Origin of the sequence: Paraburkholderia sp. SIMBA_053, from assembly GCF_046534895.1 — a bacterium.
Classification (GTDB): domain Bacteria; phylum Pseudomonadota; class Gammaproteobacteria; order Burkholderiales; family Burkholderiaceae; genus Paraburkholderia; species Paraburkholderia caledonica.
This window is the reverse complement of record NZ_JAWRXU010000001.1, coordinates 293,210-314,016: the sequence shown is the minus strand read 5'-3', so window position 1 is coordinate 314,016 and position 20,807 is coordinate 293,210. Positions and strand designations below refer to the sequence as shown.

Sequence of the window (20,807 nt, the reverse complement as noted above, 5' to 3'; positions counted from 1 at the left end):
TGGCACTGCAATGCGCGCTGAATGGAGTGCGCCTTTGCAATTAAACGCGACGTGCTACGATTGCCATCGTCAAGTTCCTGGCTGTCGCACGTCCATGCACAAACTGGCTTACCTGCTCGTTCCTTTGACGCTCGCCGCACCGTTATCAGCCTTCGCGCTTGGCGGCGAGAATGTGGAATACGACCAATGCATTCTGAATTCTTTAGCGAATAGCCAGAGCAGCTACGCGGCACGTGTTATCAGAAATTCGTGCCAGGCACTGTACGTAAACAGTGCACTGCTTTTGCCGCGCGAGAAGTCTTATCACGTGTGTATCTTGCAGAATGTCCAGAACGTGAGAGGGGCATTTGCAGTCAACGAAATATTGCACGCCTGCCGCCGCCAGAATCGGATGTGAGTTGTGCGCGTCGCGATTCGATATCGGCAAGCGCGAGCCTGTACCCGGTTCGCGGTTCACCGACCGCGCGGATAGAAAATGCCGACGTGACGTAGCTCGGTCAAACAGGCAGGGTGTGCCTGCCTGTTTGTCTACTGTTTAGCCGGCGTGCGCGAAGGCGCGTGTCGTGCGAGTCCTGGGCGGCCGGTCCCGCAGCAGCAGTGGCATCAAACGCCGGTTGGCTGTGCGCGCGGCCCACTCGCAATACTCGGCGCTGCCTAGCACCCAGCCATTCAGCGTGGACTGCATCAGTTTTTCGACTTCGAGTTGATCCGGGGACTGCGCGCCCAGATCCCGATAAGCCTCGTTACGCTCGAACGGCGTGTTGCCGAGCGCGCGATAAAGCGGGTGATCTTTGATAAAGCTATCGACACGCAGCCCGATATGGTGCGAGTAGCTCGACCACCGGTATTTTCCCGGCTCGTCTACAAGGTTGCTGCGCACCGGCGCATGATCGATGATCTGGCTCGCCAGCAGAAAATATCGATCCGGCTCGATCACGGTTGCCCGGTACCCGCCACGCCACATCGTGCCGCGCCGTCCGTGGCGTCGATTAAACGTCTCGACATAGCGGCGGCCCACCGCCTGCATCGCCATGGCCACGCTCGACTCATATGACGGCGTGACCAGAAATTGCACCGCACCTGGCATCAGGACCCAGGCGTGGACTGCCAGGTCGGCGACGCGCGCTGCGTCTGCCAGGCAGGCGAGGAAGTACAGGTAATCTCCTTCGTCCAGGAATGCGGGCCCCGTGAGCCCCTGCAAAATAACGTGCTGCGGTTGATCTGGAACGTAATGACGTGCGAGCCGTGTCATGCTGAATTAACCGGAAATCCGATGTGAGAAAGCGTTCCGACAGGTAACGAATGTGTGACGGTGCGTGAAGCAGGTATGAGATGGAATTCTAGTGGTGATAGGCGCGAGTTTTCATTGCGAATAGGCCTTTGTTCTAGCCTCATTTCACTGAATTGGCGTGCGCTGCCATCGCCGGTTTTATGCCAATGCTGAATCGCAGCGGCGTGCTAACGCAACTGGCCGGTGTGGTTGTGTCGACGCGGAAGGACGAAGTGGGGATCGATGGGCTGGCGGATGCGAAGCAGCGATCAGGCGCAATCGCGTGCGTCTGGGAGACCTCGGTGGTCGGACAGGTCTTACGCTTCTTTGGAAAGTGCGCCTGATGTCGTTATCAGGCGCACCTGGCACTTTGCGAGACTGTGAGTCGCCTACGACTGTCCGGACACCTGCTCTCGCCACCGGTAAGCCTGCTTCCACCCCAGCAAACGCTTGAGCTTTTCATTACTCAGCAAGGTCTCGAATTCACCGAGCGATTTTTTCACCGGCACATTCGGGTAGTAAGTCTTCAGCAATTCCGCGACTGGCCGGTCGGAGGAAACGTCGTCTGCGGCTACGTTCATCACCGTGAAGCCCAGTCCATCCTTTTCGATGCCCAGACGGCAGGCCGTTGCCAGGTCGCGGCCGTCGATATAGCTCCATGCAATGCGCTTTCTCAAGGCGGGGTCCTTGAGCCAGGTCGGGAATTTCTGGTAGTCCACCGGGTCGAGTACATTGCCGATGCGCAAGCAGTAAATATCCGCGCCCGTGCGCGCATGAAACGCCTTTGCTGTCACTTCATTAATGACTTTCGACGTGGCGTAGCTGTCCATCGGGTCCACGGGATACTCTTCATCGAGCGGAAAGTACGCCGGGTCGCGATGCCGGTGCGCGAACACCACGCCGTAGGTCGTCTCGCTCGAAGCGACGATGACCTTCCTGATGCCGAGCTTTGCAGCCGCGTCCAGCACGTTGTAGGTGCCCATCACATTGATGCGGAACACCTCGTTGTCCGTGGTGACGAGAATGCGCGGAATGGCGGCGAAATGCACGACGGCGTCGATCGGCTTGGGCTCGATGTCGTCGTCGAATTCTTTTGCCGTGGTCGTCGACGAAAGTGCATTGAACACCTGTCCCGCATCGGTAATGTCGGTGATCAGAGTCCGCGCGGTGCCTTTGGCCATTGGCACGCGGTCCAGATTGAGTACTTCGTAGCCGTGCGCCACCAGATCTTCAACTACCCATTTGCCGGCAAGTCCGCTGCCGCCCGTCACAATCACTCGTTTGGTCATGCCTTGTCTCCTTTGCAGTTCATCAAGCCACCCGACGGCAATGCGCCGCTGACGACACCAGACGCATCGTAACGCCACACCCTGCGCGATGCTGTGACGCCCGTCATAGGCACGTGGGCATTCATCGCGCTATCTGCAGACAATCTACGGGTCAATCCCGATGCGAATCTATGACGCGCGTCACAGATTTCCGCATGTCCGCGCTCCTATGATCTGTTCCGAGCCCGTAAAGGAGGAGCGATCGGTGACTGCAATATCGTCGAAGAAGGAACCCCCGTCCGGGCGTGCCGCTGACTGGATCAGGGCGTGTTTGCGCATACGCGAGCTGAACGTGCTCTCGGTGCTGCTGCTCGTTGGACTGTTGATCAGCGTTTTCTCACCGTACTTCCTCACGACCAACAACCTGATGGGCGTGTTCCGCTCGTTTTCGTTGATTGCGCTCATGTCGATCGGCATGATGCTCGTGATCATTACGGGCGGCATCGACCTCTCGGTTGGATCGGTCATGGGCCTGTCGTCGCTCGTTACCGCGCTCGTCTTCCAGCATGGTTACAACGCGCCGGCGGCCATTGGCGCGGGGCTCGCCGTGGGAATCGCGGTCGGCGCATTCAATGGCTTCATGATCACGTGGATACAGTTGCCGCCTTTCATTGCGACGCTTGGCACGCTGTCGATCGGGCGCGGCCTCATGTACATCATCACCAAAGGCGTGCCCGTCACGCCCGACGTTCCCGACAGCTTCACATTCATCGGCCAGGGTTACATTGGATTCGTGCCTTTTCCGGTCGTCATTCTTCTGGCCATGACGGCCGTCTTCTCCGTCGTCATGCGACAGACGCGCTTTGGCCGCTACGTGTACGCGACGGGCGGCAATGAAGTGGCCGCGCGCCTATCCGGCGTGCGCACCGCGCGCGTGAAATTCACGGTCTATGTGCTATCCGGCCTGATCGCATCGATGGCCGGCGTCATTGCGTTCTCGCGCTTCGTGTCGGCCGAGCCGGCTTCTGGCTTCGGCGCGGAACTCGATGTCATCGCGGCGGCGGCCATCGGCGGCGCGAGTCTGTCGGGCGGGGCGGGCAGCGTGGAGGGCGCGATCATCGGCGCGGCCCTCGCGGGAATCATCACGAATGGCGTGGTGCTGCTCAACATCGATACCTATGCGCAGCAGGCCATCACCGGCTGCGTGATTCTCATTGCCGTCAGCATCGACATCTGGCGCGTGCGTCGCAAGGAACGCTAGGAACACTGAACGCTGCAACCATAACATCAGGAGACATGCATGAAACTCACGCAACGAATCACCGCGAGCGCCCTGATCGCACTAGCCGCATCAGTTGGCGCAACGGCTCACGCCAAAGACGCAAAAGATATTTCCGTCGCCGTTATTCCCAAGGTCGCGGTGCCGTTCTTCGACGACTGCAACAAAGGGGCAAAGACGGCGGCCGACAAAGCCGGTGTGAAATATCAATGGGTGGTGCCGCAAAACACGCAGGGTTCCACGCAGGTACAGATTATCGAGGACCTGATTTCGAGGCATGTGGATGGCATTGCGATATCGGTGAACGAGCCGAAGTCGGTCGAAAGCGTGATGAAGCGCGCAGAGCAAAGCGGCATCAAGGTGCTGACGTATGACTCGGATTCGCCCAGAAGCGGACGTTCGATGTATATCGGCACGAACAACGAACAGGCGGGCGCGACCATGGCGGATACGATGGGCAAGGCGCTCAATGGTCAAGGCGAAGTGGCGATCATCACGGGCCAACTGGGCGCGGTCAATCTGAACGAACGTATTGCCGGCATCAAGAAAGGGCTGGCGAAATATCCGGGCATCAAGATTGTCGAGACGCAAGGCACCGACGACGATCTGGCCCGCGGCGTCTCTGTGGTCGAAACCACGCTGCGTGCGCATCCGCAACTCAAAGGCATCTTCGGCGTGAGCCAGGTGGGCGGTCCGGCTGTCGCGAAGGTGCTCAACACGAAGGAGTTCGGCACGATGAAGGGCAAGCTCGAAGTGCTTGCCTTCGACGATCTTCCCGACACGCTAAAGGGGCTTAAGGAAGGCTATATCCAGGGCATCATGGTTCAGCGTCCGGTGACCATGGGCTCGCTCGCTGTCGAACACCTCGTTGCGCAGATCCAGGGCCAGGAAGCGCAGCCAAAGGACATCGACACCGGCGTGACCGTTGTCACGAAAGACAACATGACCAGCTACACGAAGTGATGAGCCACGTAACAGGCGTGCCTTTTCTGGAGATGCGTAACATCTCCAGAACTTTCCCTGGCGTCAAGGCGCTCGACCGCGTGAATCTGGAAATACGCGCGGGCGAAGTGCTCGCGCTTGCCGGTGAGAACGGCGCGGGCAAAAGTACGCTGATGAAGATACTCACCGGCATTTACGCGCCCGATGCCGGCGGCACTATTCTTGTCGAAGGGCAGGAAGTTGCACTCGCCGACAGCCATCACGCTCGCGCGCTTGGCGTGAACATCATTTATCAGGAGCTTGCGGTTGTCGGCAATCTCACTGTCGGCGAGAACATTTTTCTGGCGAGAGAACCGCGTACACGGCTCGGACTGATCGACCGTCCGCGCATGTATCGCGAGGCGCGCGAAGTGCTGGCCACCATCGACATGGACATCGATCCGGCTACGCGCGTAAGCGAATTGAGTGTCGGCCAGCAGCAGATGATCGAAATTGCCAAGGCCCTCTGCGCGCGGTCCAAGGCCATCATCATGGACGAGCCGACAGCATCGCTCAGTCATCACGAAACCAGCGTTTTGCTGGGCATCGTCAAGCGCTTGCGCGAAAGAAACATTGCGGTGGTCTATATTTCGCATCGGCTCGAAGAGATTTTCGAACTCGCAGATCGCGTGACGGTTCTGCGCGACGGACGCACGGTCGGCACCGCGCCCATTGCTGACATGACGCGCGAGACGCTCGTGCGCCTGATGGTGGCCCGCGAGTTGAGCGAACTCTACGGCGAGCCGCAGTCTCATGCGAGCCGCGATCCCGTGCTCGAAGTGCGAGCGCTGTCGCTCAAGCCGGTCAGGAAGGCAGAGCCTCGCATCCGCGATATAAGCTTTACGCTGCATCGTGGCGAAGTGCTCGGGATCGCCGGGCTGGTCGGTTCGGGCCGCACCGAGATAATGGAAATGATCTTCGGAATGCGTGCGTGCACGGGATCGGTCAAGGTAGAAGGCAAGCCGGTGTCGATCCGCAATCCGCACGATGCGATCAGGTCGGGCATAGGTTTCGTTACCGAAGACCGCAAGGCCCAGGGGCTCATACTCGGCATGACTGTGCGTGAGAATTTCAGCCTTACTCATCTGGAGCGCTATTCGCCGTTCCAGTTCGTGCAGCATGCGCGAGAACGTGAGAGCTGTCGGCGGTTCGTCCGTATGCTGGGCATCAAAACGCCGGGCGTCGAGCAGAAGGTCGTCAACCTGAGCGGCGGCAATCAGCAAAAGATCGTGATCGCCAAGTGGGTCGCGCGCAGCCCGAAAGTGCTCATCGTCGATGAGCCGACGCGCGGCATCGACGTAGGCGCGAAAGCGGAGGTGCACGCGCTCATTGCGCGGCTCGCGGCAGAGGGCATTGGCGTGATCGTCATCTCTTCGGATCTTCTCGAAGTGCTCGCCGTCAGCGATCGCATCTTGACTGTGCGGGAAGGACGCATCAGCGGGGAATTGAGCAGGGCGCAAGCTTCGCAGGAAAAAGTGATGGCGCTCGCCACCGCTTGATAACCATCAACGAAGTAATGGATACGAATATGACCACGATCGTCGTTATACATACCGGCCCAGTCACGGTCGATCCCCTCAAGGCGCAGTTCGCCGAGCAGTTGGCCGATGCGCGGGTCGTCAATATCGTCGACGACAGCCTGCTGACCGATGTGCGTTCGGCGGGCCGCCTGACGCCCGAAGTGACACGCCGTTTATATAGCTATATGGCGAACGCCGAAGCGCTCGGCGCGGACATCATTCTCAATGCGTGTTCGTCGGTGGGCGAGGCAACCGACCTCTTGCGCAGCATGATCCGCACGCCAATCGTCAAGGTCGACGAAGCGATGGCCGAGGAGGCCTGCGCGCTTGGACCGCGGATCGGCGTTGTCGCAACTGTGTCCACGACGCTCGAGCCGACGGTGCGTCTGATCCGCAAAAAAGCCGCCGAGCGCCGCATCGAGATTCAGGTGACGGAATCCATCGCGCCAGGTGCATTCGAAGCGCTGCTTGCGGGCGACGCCGCGAAGCACGACGAAATCCTCAAGCGCACGATTGTCGAACTTGCCGATCAGGTGGATGTGATCGTGCTCGCGCAAGTCTCGATGGCGCGCCTCGTGCCGTCGCTCGCCTCGCTCTCAGTGCCGGTACTGTCGAGTCCTCAAAGCGGCGTAGCGTTGGTCAAGCGCGCATTAGCGGCGCTCTGAACTCGCGTGGAGCCGGGTTCGCGGGCAGGGCAGCAAAGGCCGGCGCTTTGGTGATGTACCGCGTGACGAAGGCGGGTGTCAGCACGATTTTGCGCTCGTGCATGTCGACGAAGCCTTCTGACTTGAGGTCGCTGAAGTGCCGGTTGACTGATTCGCGCGACGTGCCGATGAATTCCGCGAGCTTGTCCTGCGCGATCGGCAAGTCGATGAGAACGGTATCGCCATGCTCTGGATGATCGAAGGGTGTGCCCACTTGCCCCGAGAACATGACGAGTATGTTGACGAGCCGCTTTCTCACGTCGTGTAACGAGAGATTCTCAATTAATTGCTGTGCTTCCTGCCAGCGCAGATAGTGGTTGCGCAGCACGAACTGGTTGATGACGTCGTAGCGCGCAAGCAGTTCCTTGAAATCCGCTTTACGGATATAGCAGACCATGCTCGGCGTGAGCGCCTGTGCGTGATGGGAGTAGTTGTCCTCATTGAGAACATCGCCATCGCCGAAAATCATGCCCGCCTTGACGAAGGCAAGTGTGATTTCCTGGCCGTCTTCGGTGAGGCGATAAAGCCTTACGCTGCCGCTCTTGAGCAGGTACACATGCTCGCTCGATTCATCCGGCCTATAGATAACGGTGTTCTTGCGTAACGTGCGATGGTCGCTGAAGGCGGGCATCACCTCGTCGAGGCAATGACACTGGATCAAAGAGAGCAATTCGCTCTTGCCGACAAACCACATTGCCGTCTCCTTAAAGTTGCCTTGCGAACTTTGGCGCCTTATCAGGCGTTTGTAATGACGCTGCTTTGGTCCGATTCATTCTACACACGGAGCCTCGAAACGCGCTGAGGACAACGCGCCGGAAATGTTCGCGAGAGCTGGCTGCGGCAAACCGTTTTTGCGCAACGCAGCGCGTCGCAAAGCCAACGACAACAGGGTCGAGGGCAATGGCATGTTGCGCGAGCGACGCGCGTCGCTACCCGCGAACCGCACTCGGCGCGAAACGAAACCAAGGGAAATTCCCTACAAAAACATCAGATGTCTGATGTATATTTGGTCCAGTGACGAGCGAGAGAGCAACATGCGCCTAAGCGTAGAGCGATCGATGAGCGACAAGATCCAGGAGTCGCTGTTGACCATGATTCGTGAGCGCAAGCTCAAGCCTGGTGATCAGATTCCCACGGAATTGGAGCTCTGCGAGCTGCTCGGCGTTGGCCGTTCGAGTTTGCGCGAGGCCGTGGCGCAGATGATCTCGCATGGGCTCCTCTCACGCGTGCAGGGACGCGGCACCTTCATCAGACAAATTTCGCTGAAGCTGCAAGGCGGTCTGGATGATCTGATGTCTGTGACCGACATGATCAGGAGCGTTGGCGCGGTGCCTTCCACGAGCCGTATTCAGATGGACAGCATTGCGGCTTCGGAGAGTCTTGCCGAAAAGCTTGGGATCGCGCCCGGCGAAACTTGCATCCGCATCGAACGGGTGAGGCGTGCCGACGATGCAATTGCCGCTTACTGCATCGACACGATCCCGAAAACGCTTTTCGATGAAGCTCAAGGTGAATTAGGCGAATCGCTCTTTGGCATGTTCGCGCGCACAGGGCGGCGCTTGTCGCATACGCACACGTCGATACAGCCGACCATCCTCACGCCGCGCGATCTGCCAGAACTGGGCGACGGATTCGGCATGTTTCTCCTGCTGGACGAAGTAGATTTCGATCAGAGCGGCGAGCCGCTTTGCTATAGCAACGACTACTACAACACGAGCATCTTCAAGTTCGATCTGGTGCGCAAGCGTCGCTAAAGACGTGTCCAGGTCGATGGGCGCCGGAAGCAACATCGGAGGAGGCACCGATGGAGTTTGAAGCCTTTACCGCAGGTGAGCTGGCAGCGTATCTCGGCGCCATTCCCAAGGTGCGCGCGCTGCTTGGCGAGCCTGACGATCTGGACGTAGCCGAAGTGGGCGACGGCAATCTGAATTACGTGTACTTCGTAACGAATGCGAAGGCGCCGCAGCGCAGTGTCGTGGTCAAACAGGCGCCGCCTTTTCTGCGGCTCGTCGGCAAAACGTGGCCTCTGTCGTGCCAGCGCATGGAGCACGAAGTCGCAGCCCTGCGCCGCTTCGGCGCGCTCTGCCCACAGCACGTGCCGAAGGTGTATCACGCCGACAGCAAACGTTTCCTGATGGTCATGCAAAGGCTTGCCTCGCATTGCATCCTGCGGCAAGGCCTCGTTAACGGCATAACCTATCCGAAGCTCGCTGCGCATCTTTCCACTTATCTTGCGCATACGCTTTTTTACGGCTCCGATCTCTTTCTGGCGCCGGACATCAAGAAGCAGGCAATGAGCGCGGCCGTCAACGTCGAGTTGTGCAGGATTACCGAAGATCTCGTATTCACTTTTCCCTTCGAAGACCATCCGTCCAATGTATATAGCCCGGCACTGCCGTTGTCCGTGCTCGAGCGCCTGAGAACGAACGAAGCATTGCGTATTGCCGCAGGCGACATGAAATGGGCATTCATGAATCGCGCGGAGACGTTGCTGCATGGCGACCTGCATACCGGCTCCATCATGGTCAACGAGGAAGAAACGTTTGTCATCGATCCGGAGTTTGCGTTTTACGGGCCGATGAGCTTCGACATCGGCGCCTTGCTGGCCAATCTGCTGCTGGCCTATTTTTCCCGCGACTGGCATGGCCGTACTGACGGGCGAGACCCGGCGCCTTACGAGGAATGGCTGCTCGCGCAGGCGATCGGTATATGGAATGGCTTTAGCGAGCAGTTCGTCGCGCTCTGGCGCGATCACGAAAGCCGCAGCGAACGCCGCTTCATCGGCGGACAGACCGACTCGCGCGCAGTCGAAGGCTATCGTGCGCATTTCATGCGCCGCCTGCTTGCCGATACGCTCGGCTTTGCGGGCTGCAAGATGATTCGACGCATCGTGGGCATGGCGAAAGTCGCGGAAATCACACGCATACCGGATGCGCAGGCACGGGCACGGATCGAAGTGCGGTGTCTGCGTTGTGCCGAAGCCTTGCTCGTGGAACGCGACGCGCTGACCGATATCGAGCAGGTCGCCATGCTTGCGCGCGAGATTCGGCGCGAGACGCACACACACGTTTAACGCACACGGAGCCTTCATGGTTGCGCAGTCCCTGTTCCCCGCACTGGCCCCTACGATCGAATGGCGCGACGACGCTCTTCTGCTGCTCGATCAGACCCGCCTGCCGCATGAGGTCGTGGTGGAGCATGTCGCCGATGCAGCCGCCGTATGGCGGGCCATTCACGAACTGCGCGTGCGCGGCGCGCCCGCCATCGGGGTCGCAGCGGCGTATGGCTTATGTGTGGCCGTTCAGGATGCGCGCGCATTGCCGCTCGCCCAATTCCGGGCGGAACTCGAACGGCGGGCGCGCTGGCTCAATACGGCACGTCCCACTGCTGTGAATCTCAGCTGGAGTCTCGGACGCATGCTGCAACGTGCGCACACGTGTGGCACGAGCGATTCGACTGCGCTTTACGAGGCGCTCGTCGAAGAGGCCCGGCAGATTCATGTGGAAGACCAGACGCTGTGCGAAGGCATCGGCCGCCACGGCATGCCGCTCATCAAGCAGGGCGGCGGCGTGCTCACCCACTGCAACGCCGGCGCGCTTGCGACCACTGGCCTTGGCACCGCCACGGCACCGATTTACGCAGCGCATCGCGAGGGCATAGCGTTCAAGGTATTCGCGGACGAAACGCGGCCGCTGCTGCAGGGCGCGCGGCTGACTGCATTCGAATTGCAACAGGCAGGCGTCGACGTGACGCTGATCATGGACAGCGCAGCCGCTTCGATCATGTCCCAGGGGCTCGTCGATGTAGTGATCGTCGGCACCGATCGCGTGGCGGCCAATGGGGACTTCGCCAACAAGATCGGCACGCTCGGGGTTGCCATTGCAGCGAAGCATTACGGCATACCGTTCTACGTGGCCTGCCCGTCGTCGACACTCGACTTTCGCACGCCCACCGGCGCGCAAATCGAGATCGAGGAGCGGTGCGACGAAGAGGTTACGCATTTCGCGGGGCAGCGCACGGCACCGGACGGCATCAAGGCTCGCAATCCCGCATTCGATGTAACGCCGCACGAACTCGTCACCGGATTCATCACTGAGCGCGGCATTGCGAAGGCGCCGTTCGAACGGTCGCTCGGCCAGTTCTTTCCGGCGGCGGGGAACGCGGCATGAAGGCGGCGCAGGAACGCGCGCTGCGCCGGGGCATCGTCGAGACCTCGCTCGAGATGGAGCGGCTCGGCATCAACCAGGGCACCTCCGGGAATGTGAGCGCGCGTCTGGGCGATGGTTTTCTGATCACGCCGAGCGGCGTGCCGGCTCGCGAGTTGCGCGAAGAAGGCATCGTCTGGTTACCGCTCGACGTGGACGACGACGCCGAGGTGCTGCATGTAAAGCGCCCGTCGTCTGAATGGCGCATTCATCGCGACATTCTTCGCGCGCGGCACGAGATGCATGCGGTCGTGCATACGCATTCGACCGCGGCCACGGCTATGGCAATTCATGGACGCGATATTCCGGCGCTGCACTACATGGTTGCGGCAGCGGGCGGCGATTCGATTCGCTGCGCGCCCTATGCGCTCTTTGGCACGCAGTTGCTCTCCGATCATGCGCTCAAGGCATTGCAGGACCGGCGTGCGTGCCTGCTTGCGCATCACGGCGTAGTCGCCCTTGGTGACGATCTCGCGCGCGCCCTGTGGCTCGCGCACGAAGTGGAAGTGCTGGCCAGGCAGTACCTGCTCGCCTGTCAGCTGGGTCCGCCGCCGCTTCTGTCGGACGTGCAAATGGAAGAGGTTCTGGCAAGGTTCAAGACGTATGGCAGACCGAGGCATGCCGAGCGTTAGTGTGCTTGCTTCAAGGGAAATTATCGTTAGCACCGCAGTGAATAATCTACAACGGAGACGACTATGGCCTGGAGTTCAGCAAGATTCGACGGATGGGACGTATTGGGTAAGCCGACCTGTGCGGTGCTGCTGTGTGCGGCAGCCGCGCTTGCCGGTTGTTCCAAAAGCGACAACAGCTCGACCAGCACCACTTCGGGCCAGGCCGCGAGCGCGCCGGCCAGCGCGCCCGTGGCCAACGCGTCGGGCGGCAAGACAAAAGTTGGATTTTCCGTTTCTACGCTCAATAACGCTTTCTTTGTCGGCCTGAAGGCTGGCGTGGAGAAGGGCGCTAAAGAGCAGGGCTTCGACCTCGTGCAAACCAATGCGAATGGCGACGCGCAGCAGCAGGTGAACGACGCGATCAATCTTCTGAGCCAGGGCGTGACAGCGCTCGTGCTCAATCCAATCGATTCCAAGGCCATTATTCCCGCCGTCGAAAAAGCCAATTCGATGAACATTCCGGTGTTCATGCTGGATCGCGGGTCGGACGGCGGCAAGGTCACGTCTTTCGTTGCATCGGATAACGTCGCGCTGGGGCAGACGGCGGCCAAATGGATTGCCGACCAGTTGACGAAGCGCTACGGCTCCGCCAAAGGCAACGTGGTCGATCTGATCGGGCTCGTCGGCACGACGGCCGCCACCGATCGCGAGAAAGGCTTTAGCGACGAGATCGCCAAATATCCCGACATCAAGGTGGTCGCTCGTCAGGAAGGCGCGTTCGATCAGGAGAAGTCCCTCAACGCAATGACCAATATCCTGCAGAAGTATCCGCAGATCGACGCGGTGTTCGGCGCCAACGACGACAACACGGTCGGCGCGGAAAAAGCGATCGACAATGCCGGCCGCTATAAGCCGCTCGGCGACAAGCAGCACATTCTGGTCATCGGTGCGGACGGTACCGCGCAGGCGCTGTCGGCGATTCGTGCCGGCAAGCAGGACGCGACCATCTCGCAGAACCCGATTCAGATGGCGGCGAAGTCGCTGCAATTCGTCGCCGACTACAGCGCGAAGAAAGAGGTGCCGGCGAATTATGCGTGGCCGACGCTGCTGATCGACAAGTCGAATATCGATTCGGATGCGACGAAGAAATACGGGCTGTGGTCTGAGGAAGTCAAACAGTAAGACAGGCCGCGGGCTGCGTCGCATCGGACAGCGCGCAGCCCGCAAACGGAAAGAGGCGACATGACAGTGCAAGCCGAAGAACGGGAGCGCGCGCCCGTGAATACATCCGTGCCGTTGTTGCGCATGCAGGGCATCGTCAAGAGTTTTCCGGGCGTGAAGGCCTTGCGCGGCGTGAGCCTCGAATTGCAGGCGGGGCACGTCATGGCGATCGTCGGCGAGAACGGCGCTGGCAAGTCGTCGCTCGTCAAGACGCTGTCCGGCGCGTACGAGCCAGACGAAGGCACGATCGAAATAGATGGAGTGCCGCTTGCGCGCGGCACCAATGCGGCCATTGATGCCGGTGTCGCGGTGATCTATCAGGAACTTTCGCTGATCAACGACATGACGGTCGCGGAGAATCTGTTTCTCGGCCGCATGCCTGCGCGCAAGGGTTTCATCATGCAGCGCGAGGCGAATCAGCTCGCACGGGAGGCGCTCGCGCGTGTGGGCCTCGATTCCGTGCCGCCGTGGATGCGCCTCGGCGATCTGCCGCTCAACAAACGCCAACTGGTCGAAGTGGCGAAAGCCATTGCACGCGATGCGCGCATCCTCGTCATGGATGAGCCGACCGCGGCGCTGCAAAGTCAGGACATCGTCAATCTGTATGCCGTGGTACGCAGGCTGCGAGCCGCGGGCATGGGCATCATCTTTATTTCGCATCATCTTGAAGAAGTGTTCGAACTGGCCGATTCGGCGGTCGTGATGCGCGACGGCGCCACTGTCGGTGCGCGTCCCATGTCGGAATGGACCGAAGCCGCACTCGTGCAGGCGATGGTCGCGCGCAATCTGGAGTCGTTCTACCCCTGGGAGCCGCGCGAATACGGCGATGTCGTGCTCGAAGTCCGTAATCTCGTCAGCGCGCCTCTGCTGCGCAATGCGAGCTTCAAGGTGCGGGCGGGAGAGATTGTCGGTATCGCGGGAATCGCGGGCGCGGGGCGCACCGAACTGCTCAAGACGATTTTCGGCGCGCTGCCGGCGACGGGCGGCGAGATACTCATCAAAGGCAAAAAGATCGCGAATCATTCGCCGACCGAAGGCGTGCGTCACGGGCTCGTGTACACGTCGGAGGATCGCAAGCTCGAGGGGCTCGTGCTCGATGCCAACATCGAAGAAAACATTGCACTGTCCAGCCTTAAAGCGCTGGCGAACGGCGGATTTGTTAGCGGTGCCAGGAAGCGCAAGCTGGCGCGAGATGCCAGCACGCGATTCGGCGTGCGGGCGTCTTCGGTCCTGCAGGTCACGCGCACGCTGTCGGGCGGGAATCAGCAAAAAGTGATTCTGGGGCGCGCCACCGCAACCCAGCCCGTCGTCATCATGCTCGACGAGCCGACGCGCGGCATTGACGTAGGGGCGAAGACGGAAATCTACGCGCACATGGTGGCCATGGCGCGGGCGGGCGGTGCTGTCGTCATGGTGAGTTCCGAATTGCCGGAGCTGCTCGGCATGTCGGATCGCGTGCTCGTGATGTATCGCGGCAGCATCGTGACGGAGATTCCGCGCGAAAAAGCGCATTCGGAAGCTGTCATTCAATGGGCTACAACAGGAGCAGGCGCATGACCTCCACGGCAGCCAACCGTGCGGATACGGAGGCGCTGTCGCGCCGCGTGATCCGCCAATTGAGGAGCGGGATCGGGCCACTGTTCGCCGCGCTCGTCATCATCTGTATTGCTTTGTCGATTGCATCGCCCGAGTTTCTGACGACCAGTACGCTGACCAACATCATGGTGCAGGTGTCGGTGGTCGGCATTGCGGCGGTGGGCGGGACCTTCGTCATCATTACGTCGGGAATCGATCTCTCGGTCGGTTCGCTCGTCGCGTTGACGGGCATGGTCGCTGCGACTGTCATGGCCGGGTCGAGTCCGGGGGCGATCGGCCTCGGCATTGCGGGGCTTTGCGCGGCGCTCGCGGTCGGCGCTGCGGCAGGCGCATTGAACGGTCTCGCGGTTGCGTGGCTGCGGCTCGTGCCCTTCATCGTCACACTGGCGATGATGGCCATGGCGCGCGGTTTGACTCTCGCCATTTCGGATGGCCGCACCAAGTTCGATTTTCCGAATGCCTTCACGGCATTCGGCGCGAAGACGGTCGCCGGCTTGCCGATGCCGATGATCGTCATGCTCGTGATCTTCGTCATAGGTCATGTGTTGTTGCGCAAGACCACGTTCGGCCATCAGGTGTTCGCGGTGGGCGGCAATCAGGAAGCCGCGCGTCTCGCGGGTATCCCGGTGCATCGCGTCGTGTTCCTCACTTACATGCTGGCCGGTGTGACGGCCGCAATTGCCGGGATCGTCCTTGCGGGGCGGCTCAATTCCGCGTTGCCTTCCGCAGCCAACGGGCTGGAGTTGCAGGTGATCGCCGCTGTCGTGATTGGCGGGACGTCGCTTGCCGGAGGACGCGGGTCGATTGTGGGAACGTTCATCGGCGTCGTGCTCATCGGCGTGATCAATGTGGGATTGTCGCTGCTCGGCGTGAATCCCTTCTGGACGCAGTTCATACAGGGCGGCGTCATATTCGCGGCTGTCCTGCTGGATGCGCTCAGTCAGCGACGCAAGCAGTGAGCGTCTTTTTGCATTCTGTGAAAGCACCCCGAACCGGAGGAGCACGACATGAAAAAAATCATCAACGAACCCGATGCCTTTGTCGATGAAATCATCGAAGGCCTGCTTATCGCGCATCCGGCATGGATCAAAAGCGCAACTGCGGACAAGCGGGCGCTGGTACGCAAGGACGCGCCGAAAGCGGGGCGCGTGGGCATCGTGACGGGCGGCGGCTCGGGTCATCTGCCAGGCTTTCTCGGCTACGTGGGCGAGGGTTTGTGCAGCGGCGTCGCGGTGGGCAACGTTTTTTCATCGCCGTCCGCCGAGCAGATACTGGAAGCGACGAAGGCTGTGAATGGCGGCGCCGGTGTGCTCTACGTGTATGGGAACTACGGTGGCGATGTGCTCAACTTCGATCTTGCGGCCGACCTGGCCGAGCCGGACGGCATCGAGATCCAGACGGTCGTGCTGACCGACGACGTGGCCTCCGCGCCCAAGGAACGTGCCGCAGACCGGCGCGGCGTGGCCGGCATGCTGTTCGCCTTCAAATGCGCGGGCGCCGCAGCGGAACGCGGCGACTCACTGGACGAAGTGGCGCGTATCTGCGGCAAGGCCAATGCCAATTGCCGCACCATGGGCGTCGGCCTGTCGCCGACGATCCTGCCCGCTGCCGGCAAACCTACCTTCACGCTGCCCGAAGGCGAGATGGAGATCGGCATTGGTATTCATGGCGAGCCCGGCACGCACCGCGGCAACCTCGAATCCGCGGATGCAATTGCTGAGCGCATCACGCGTGAGATTCTCGACGATCTGGATGCGGAGAAAGGCTCACGCGTTGCGTTACTCGTCAACGGACTCGGCGCGACGCCGTTGGAAGAGCTCTATCTGCTTTATCGACGTTCGGCGCGACTTATCGCGGATCGCGGATTGAAGGTGGCGCGCTCGTATGTCGGCGAATATGTGACGAGTCTCGAGATGGCGGGCGCATCCATCACTGTGATGCTGCTCGACGACGAACTTCAGGCGCTGCTCGAAGCACCGGCAAATTCGCCGTTCTTCCGCGACGGCACGCCATCCTGACGAGGCACGCGATGAGTGTATCCAACAACGAACTGCGCGAGCTTCTGACGCGCGCATTGAATGCGCTTCCCGCTCACGCCGACGAACTGCGCGACCTCGATGCCGCGTTGGGCGATGGCGATCTCGGCATCACGGTTCGCGCGGGATCGGCAGCGGTCGTCAATGCGCTTGCCGCATTGCCCGACGGCGCGTCGCTCAGCGATGTGCTGCTGGCCGCGGGGAAGGCCTTCTCGACCGCCAACCCGTCCACGTTCGCGGCGCTCGTGGGCGGCGGTCTGCTTGCTGCTGCCAAGGCGGTGCCCGGAGTACAAGCGGTGGGGCGCGCCGAAGCCCTGGCGATTGGGCGCGCGGTGGCGGGCCGCATCGTCGAACGCGGCAAGAGTCAGCTCGGCGACAAGACGGTGCTCGATGCGCTGCTGCCGAGCCTCGATACGCTGGAGGCATCGCAAGGAAGCGCCGTCGAGCTTCTCGACGCGATGATCGCCACGGCGCAGGAAGGCGTCACCGCCACGGCCTCCATTCAATCGCGAAAAGGCCGTGCCGCGTGGGTGCAGGAACGAAGCATCGGCCATGCGGACCCCGGAGCAACGGCATACGTGCGCTTCTTACAGGCGCTGCGCGAGGCGTGTGCTGGATAGCGCGATTCGAGGTGGGGCCGCTTTGCTTGCTGGTGTAAGAAAACTGCGTTGAAGGGGCGGCCTTTCTACATCCGAAGCTCTGTATCGCGCGCAATCCCGCAATCGGACTGTTGAACGTCATGCTGCTCCCACTGGCACCGTTTACGGTGTCAGTGGTGACCGCTTGCGTCGTATGGACCTGTCGCTTCTCGATTAGTGCGGCTCCGTTCAACCTGGAAGCCAGACACCCGCGTCTGGTCGAGAGCACTCCCTGTCTACACGAAATGTCTCTGAAGGACACTGGCTGTCCGGAAAAGACCTTACGTGGCGAACTGCATCCACACTACTATCACTCGCACAACAGTCCGTCGGATCGGGCTGCGATCGTTCATAGGCATGACGCGGCGCACAACGTCGCGCGCAGGGCCGTGCGCTCGGCACAAGCGCACGAGATAATAGTTAGATATACGAAGTAAATATTCGACGCCGTTAAATTGTCGAATGTGGCGTGAGTGGAGCTCCGGCGGCGGCAACGCGATCTGAATCTGGCTGTGGTGAAAGCGTTGTCGTGCGTGTGGCGAGGCGAGCGCCCAGACGGCGAGTATGGCGTTCTCATAACGGAGACAGCATGATTTCACTTGATACTCGTATCTTGAAGATAGCGGCCGTGGGCGCGTTCTGGCTGACATCGGCGGCCTCGGCAGCCACCGGCGCCGCGAGACCGCCTGCGGAGCCCGTAACCGCCTGCGAACGTCTTCGAGGCTTTGTCGTCCCTCCATTCGAAATCGGCTTGTCCACTTCCGGCGCGACCGTGGTTTCCGTCAAGCCGGTTGCTGCGAGCGGGACTGGCGCAAAAGCTTTACCGGATTACTGCGAGGTCACAGGCAAGATCTCTCCGCTCGACAGATCCGCGCCCGACATCCAGTTCAAGGTCGGACTGCCTGCGCAATGGAACGGCAAGATCGTCATGTTCGGCGGTGGTGGTTTCGACGGCACCATCCCCGACATAACCGGGAACGTACCGAATGGCCCGGTCGACGAACTGGTGCCGCTTGGCCGCGGCTACGCAACCTTTGCGAGCGACTCCGGCCATCAGGCTAATGCGCTCGGCTCACAGGACGGACGCTTCGGCTTGAACGACGAGGCAGTGAGAAATTTTGGCGGTGACGCGTTGAAGAAGACGCACGACGCGGCGCTCGCCATCATCAAGGCCCGGTATGGGCATTGGCCGCATAAGGCCTATTTCGCCGGCGGATCGACGGGCGGCCGCGAAGCCGTGACAGCGATTCAGCGCTGGCCGTCCGATTGGGACGGTGCGATTGCATGGTATCCCGCATGGGACGACGCTGCCGCGCTGCTCGGCGGTCAACGCATGAACCGTGCGCTCGCGAAACCCGGTGCCTACCTTTCCGTTGGCAAGCGCAAAGCGCTGTACGACGCGGCGATGCAGGCATGCGACTCGCTCGACGGCGTTGCCGACGGGCTTATCAGCGACCAGCAGCAGTGTAACGCCCGGTTCGATCCGGTTACCGCTACGTTGAACGGCGCTCCGCTGCGTTGCCGGAACGGCGCGGACACCGGCGACAATTGCCTTTCGGACGCACAAATCGAGGCTTTGAAAACAATAAACTCGACGACGCATTTTCGCTTCCGGCTCGTGAGCGGTGAAACTCAATATCCCGGATACAACGTCTGGGGAGCGGACCTGGGCATCACCACACGTAGTTCGCCAGTCGAGCCCGTGGTCACGTTTCTCGCTTTCGGAACGTCCCAGCCGGCCAATCCCATGCCTGCAACGGCGCCATACATCAGCGTTCTAACCGACCAGTGGTTCAAGTACGCCGTGACGCGCGACCCTGACTTCAATTCACTCTCGATCGACCCCGAGCAGCCCGGCGTGTGGGCGAATCGTATTAGCGAACTGAGTTCGCAGCTCGATGCAAGCACGGACATCTCGGCTTTCAGGAGGCACGGCGGGAAGTTACTACTGGTGCATGGATTAGCCGATGTTCTGGTCAGTACGCGCGCGACCGAGGAATACTATCGGCGGTTACAAGAGCAGTTCGGCATCCGTCAAGTCGATTCCTTCGTACGCTTCTATGAAATTCCAGGAATGGGCCATGCGGTGAGCAGTACCTTCAACGCGACCTGGGATTCACTGTCCGCGCTCGAGCAGTGGGCCGAGAGAGGCAAGGCCCCTGTCGCGCAGGTAACGACCGATACCGCTGGCGTGCGTGGCCGCACGCGGCCGCTGTGCGATTACCCGGAGTGGCCGCGGTACGTAAGTGGCGACGTCAATCGGGCCGAATCGTTTCAATGCTCGCGATGAGCGATTGGCGTGACACCGATTAAGTCGCCGGCAGGGCCGCCACAGAAAATGCGGCCGCAACCGCATCGGCAAAAGGCGTAAAACGCAGAGATATCGGCAGGCGTGGGTTTTAGTCCGCTTGTAGCGAGTTGCCGCTTTGTCGCGAAAGAGGGCGTCGCCGACGTTTCCGTCCCGCTAATCAGCGCATCCACTGGATATGTAAAGTTCCGCGCGCCCAACTGGGCGCAGGCACTTATCAACGGTTGATCTCGCCTTTTCTTCCGGAACGCGTAGCTGCTGGGCGACGGCGCTCCCGGATGTGAGTGGCGCTTCGCGTCCAACTGAAGCATGTCAGCCAGTCATTTCTGCAATGACGGCAACGTGCTGGACTGCACATCACGTGAGCGGTAGCTTCTTCAAACGCGCAAAACTCGCGCTCGGTGTCTCCATGAGGCGACACATGGCTAGTCTTTTCTTCAAGGAGCGCACATACGATGGCAACTGACAAAACAGCACTGATCATTGGTGCTTCCCGCGGACTCGGCCTGGCGCTTGCGTCGGAGTTTAGTAGACGCCAGTACAACGTAATCGCCACGTCGCGACAATCGTCTCCAAAGCTGGCAGAACTGGACGCGCAATGCTCGGGGAGAGTGACGACCGAAACCCTAGACGTAGTGGACCTGGAATCGGTAAGGGCGCTTTATGAACGCCTCAATGGTCGCAAGCTTGACGTGTTATTTGTCAACGCGGGCGTTTGTAAGGCAAACGAACTCACACCGTTGCAGGTGGACGAAAGCGACTTTCTCGACATGATGCTCACCAATGCGCTCAGTCCGATGCGGATCGTCGAAATGTTCCACAACCTCGTCGCGGAAAACGGTGTAATCGCTGTGATGTCGTCCGAAATCGGAAGCATCGAAAACTCCGCCGGGTTCTGGGAACTGTACAGTTCGAGCAAGGCAGCCTTGAACATGCTGATGAAAGCCTTCTCGCAACGTCATCCTCAAGACAGCCGCGCGCTCCTTCTTGTGGCGCCGGGCTGGGTTCGAACCGACATGGGCGGCAGCAATGCGACGCTGGATATTTCTGAAAGCATTCCGCTTGTCGTGGACATGATCGAGGCAAACTTCGGGGTTCCGGGTCTGCGCTTCACGGATCGCCACAACAAGGCTATACCTTGGTGAGTGCCAGTGCGCCAACAGGGTGGTG

Annotated in this window: 19 protein-coding genes; 16 read left to right on the top strand and 3 right to left on the bottom strand. The window is 60.5% G+C overall.

Annotated features, from left to right (window positions below; translation table 11 throughout):
* The first annotated feature begins 94 nt into the window (after positions 1-94).
* Complete coding sequence (locus tag SB753_RS01465; protein ID WP_020067748.1) at positions 95-397, top strand: VF_A0006 family four-cysteine protein; 303 nt, start codon at positions 95-97, stop codon at positions 395-397.
* Between the two features lie 138 nt (positions 398-535).
* Here SB753_RS01465 and SB753_RS01460 read toward each other — a convergent pair whose 3' ends face one another.
* Positions 536-1,252, bottom strand: a complete 717-nt coding sequence (locus SB753_RS01460; RefSeq protein WP_020067747.1) for a hypothetical protein — start codon at positions 1,250-1,252, stop codon at positions 536-538.
* Positions 1,253-1,659: 407 nt separating this feature from the next.
* Complete coding sequence (locus SB753_RS01455; RefSeq protein ID WP_020067745.1) at positions 1,660-2,559, bottom strand: NAD-dependent epimerase/dehydratase family protein; 900 nt, start codon at positions 2,557-2,559, stop codon at positions 1,660-1,662.
* A 244-nt stretch (positions 2,560-2,803) separates the two neighbouring features.
* Between SB753_RS01455 and SB753_RS01450 the strand changes: the two genes are divergently transcribed.
* From SB753_RS01450 to SB753_RS01435, 4 genes are read left to right on the top strand one after another with little or no spacing between them, the layout of a single operon-like run.
* The gene (locus tag SB753_RS01450; RefSeq protein ID WP_020067744.1) at positions 2,804-3,799 is read left to right on the top strand and encodes an ABC transporter permease; all 996 of its coding nucleotides are present in this window, start codon (positions 2,804-2,806) and stop codon (positions 3,797-3,799) included.
* A 39-nt stretch (positions 3,800-3,838) separates the two neighbouring features.
* Entirely contained in the window at positions 3,839-4,780 is a 942-nt protein-coding gene (locus SB753_RS01445; protein ID WP_410798641.1) for a sugar-binding protein, read from the top strand.
* Positions 4,780-6,297, top strand: coding sequence for a sugar ABC transporter ATP-binding protein (locus SB753_RS01440; protein WP_214880619.1), 1,518 nt, complete (start codon positions 4,780-4,782; stop codon positions 6,295-6,297). Before SB753_RS01445 ends, SB753_RS01440 begins: the two co-directional genes overlap by 1 nt.
* A gap of 29 nt (positions 6,298-6,326) precedes the next feature.
* Positions 6,327-6,983, top strand: a complete 657-nt coding sequence (locus SB753_RS01435; RefSeq protein ID WP_088176460.1) for an aspartate/glutamate racemase family protein — start codon at positions 6,327-6,329, stop codon at positions 6,981-6,983.
* Here the strand turns inward: SB753_RS01435 and SB753_RS01430 are convergent.
* A complete protein-coding gene (locus tag SB753_RS01430; RefSeq protein WP_088176379.1) occupies positions 6,958-7,716 on the bottom strand; it encodes a Crp/Fnr family transcriptional regulator in 759 nt (252 codons plus the stop codon). The two genes, SB753_RS01435 and SB753_RS01430, sit on opposite strands and share 26 nt — an antisense overlap.
* Positions 7,717-8,080: 364 nt before the next feature.
* On the opposite strand from SB753_RS01430, the gene SB753_RS01425 reads away from it, so the two are divergent.
* The 11 genes from SB753_RS01425 (at position 8,081) to SB753_RS01375 (ending at position 20,782) form a co-directional block, all read left to right on the top strand.
* Complete coding sequence (locus SB753_RS01425; protein WP_227471287.1) at positions 8,081-8,776, top strand: GntR family transcriptional regulator; 696 nt, start codon at positions 8,081-8,083, stop codon at positions 8,774-8,776.
* Positions 8,777-8,826: 50 nt separating this feature from the next.
* Complete coding sequence (mtnK, locus tag SB753_RS01420) at positions 8,827-10,095, top strand: S-methyl-5-thioribose kinase (RefSeq protein ID WP_410798639.1); 1,269 nt, start codon at positions 8,827-8,829, stop codon at positions 10,093-10,095.
* A gap of 16 nt (positions 10,096-10,111) precedes the next feature.
* Positions 10,112-11,191 (top strand): S-methyl-5-thioribose-1-phosphate isomerase, encoded by a 1,080-nt coding sequence (gene mtnA / locus SB753_RS01415; protein WP_410798638.1) that lies wholly within the window; start codon positions 10,112-10,114, stop codon positions 11,189-11,191.
* Positions 11,188-11,859: a class II aldolase/adducin family protein gene (locus SB753_RS01410; protein ID WP_410798636.1), complete on the top strand. Its 672-nt coding sequence runs from the start codon at positions 11,188-11,190 to the stop codon at positions 11,857-11,859. The genes mtnA and SB753_RS01410 overlap by 4 nt, the downstream gene beginning before the upstream one ends.
* A gap of 63 nt (positions 11,860-11,922) precedes the next feature.
* Positions 11,923-13,020: a sugar ABC transporter substrate-binding protein gene (locus SB753_RS01405; RefSeq protein ID WP_020067735.1), complete on the top strand. Its 1,098-nt coding sequence runs from the start codon at positions 11,923-11,925 to the stop codon at positions 13,018-13,020.
* Positions 13,021-13,080: 60 nt separating this feature from the next.
* Positions 13,081-14,616, top strand: coding sequence for a sugar ABC transporter ATP-binding protein (locus SB753_RS01400; protein WP_410798635.1), 1,536 nt, complete (start codon positions 13,081-13,083; stop codon positions 14,614-14,616).
* The gene (locus SB753_RS01395) at positions 14,613-15,614 is read left to right on the top strand and encodes an ABC transporter permease (RefSeq protein ID WP_020067733.1); all 1,002 of its coding nucleotides are present in this window, start codon (positions 14,613-14,615) and stop codon (positions 15,612-15,614) included. The genes SB753_RS01400 and SB753_RS01395 overlap by 4 nt, the downstream gene beginning before the upstream one ends.
* A gap of 48 nt (positions 15,615-15,662) precedes the next feature.
* Complete coding sequence (locus SB753_RS01390; protein WP_020067732.1) at positions 15,663-16,673, top strand: dihydroxyacetone kinase subunit DhaK; 1,011 nt, start codon at positions 15,663-15,665, stop codon at positions 16,671-16,673.
* A gap of 11 nt (positions 16,674-16,684) precedes the next feature.
* A complete protein-coding gene (locus tag SB753_RS01385; RefSeq protein WP_408165167.1) occupies positions 16,685-17,311 on the top strand; it encodes a DAK2 domain-containing protein in 627 nt (208 codons plus the stop codon).
* 607 nt (positions 17,312-17,918) lie between these two features.
* Positions 17,919-19,619: a tannase/feruloyl esterase family alpha/beta hydrolase gene (locus tag SB753_RS01380; RefSeq protein ID WP_410798634.1), complete on the top strand. Its 1,701-nt coding sequence runs from the start codon at positions 17,919-17,921 to the stop codon at positions 19,617-19,619.
* 473 nt (positions 19,620-20,092) lie between these two features.
* The gene (locus SB753_RS01375) at positions 20,093-20,782 is read left to right on the top strand and encodes an SDR family NAD(P)-dependent oxidoreductase (RefSeq protein WP_410798632.1); all 690 of its coding nucleotides are present in this window, start codon (positions 20,093-20,095) and stop codon (positions 20,780-20,782) included.
* Positions 20,783-20,807: the final 25 nt, after the last annotated feature.

Excerpts from the sequence above, each read along its gene's own strand:
- SB753_RS01405 (WP_020067735.1), top strand. The coding sequence starts at position 11,923 with ATGGCCTGGAGTTCAGCAAGATTCGACGGATGGGACGTATTGGGTAAG.
- SB753_RS01440 (WP_214880619.1), top strand. The coding sequence starts at position 4,780 with ATGAGCCACGTAACAGGCGTGCCTTTTCTGGAGATGCGTAACATCTCC.
- SB753_RS01400 (WP_410798635.1), top strand. The coding sequence starts at position 13,081 with ATGACAGTGCAAGCCGAAGAACGGGAGCGCGCGCCCGTGAATACATCC.
- SB753_RS01455 (WP_020067745.1), bottom strand. The coding sequence starts at position 2,559 with ATGACCAAACGAGTGATTGTGACGGGCGGCAGCGGACTTGCCGGCAAA.
- SB753_RS01395 (WP_020067733.1), top strand. The coding sequence starts at position 14,613 with ATGACCTCCACGGCAGCCAACCGTGCGGATACGGAGGCGCTGTCGCGC.
- SB753_RS01445 (WP_410798641.1), top strand. The coding sequence starts at position 3,839 with ATGAAACTCACGCAACGAATCACCGCGAGCGCCCTGATCGCACTAGCC.
- SB753_RS01410 (WP_410798636.1), top strand. The coding sequence starts at position 11,188 with ATGAAGGCGGCGCAGGAACGCGCGCTGCGCCGGGGCATCGTCGAGACC.
- SB753_RS01435 (WP_088176460.1), top strand. The coding sequence starts at position 6,327 with ATGACCACGATCGTCGTTATACATACCGGCCCAGTCACGGTCGATCCC.
- SB753_RS01375 (WP_410798632.1), top strand. The coding sequence starts at position 20,093 with ATGGCAACTGACAAAACAGCACTGATCATTGGTGCTTCCCGCGGACTC.
- mtnK (WP_410798639.1), top strand. The coding sequence starts at position 8,827 with ATGGAGTTTGAAGCCTTTACCGCAGGTGAGCTGGCAGCGTATCTCGGC.
- SB753_RS01430 (WP_088176379.1), bottom strand. The coding sequence starts at position 7,716 with ATGTGGTTTGTCGGCAAGAGCGAATTGCTCTCTTTGATCCAGTGTCAT.
- SB753_RS01380 (WP_410798634.1), top strand. The coding sequence starts at position 17,919 with ATGATTTCACTTGATACTCGTATCTTGAAGATAGCGGCCGTGGGCGCG.
- SB753_RS01460 (WP_020067747.1), bottom strand. The coding sequence starts at position 1,252 with ATGACACGGCTCGCACGTCATTACGTTCCAGATCAACCGCAGCACGTT.
- SB753_RS01465 (WP_020067748.1), top strand. The coding sequence starts at position 95 with ATGCACAAACTGGCTTACCTGCTCGTTCCTTTGACGCTCGCCGCACCG.
- SB753_RS01390 (WP_020067732.1), top strand. The coding sequence starts at position 15,663 with ATGAAAAAAATCATCAACGAACCCGATGCCTTTGTCGATGAAATCATC.
- SB753_RS01385 (WP_408165167.1), top strand. The coding sequence starts at position 16,685 with ATGAGTGTATCCAACAACGAACTGCGCGAGCTTCTGACGCGCGCATTG.
- mtnA (WP_410798638.1), top strand. The coding sequence starts at position 10,112 with ATGGTTGCGCAGTCCCTGTTCCCCGCACTGGCCCCTACGATCGAATGG.
- SB753_RS01425 (WP_227471287.1), top strand. The coding sequence starts at position 8,081 with ATGAGCGACAAGATCCAGGAGTCGCTGTTGACCATGATTCGTGAGCGC.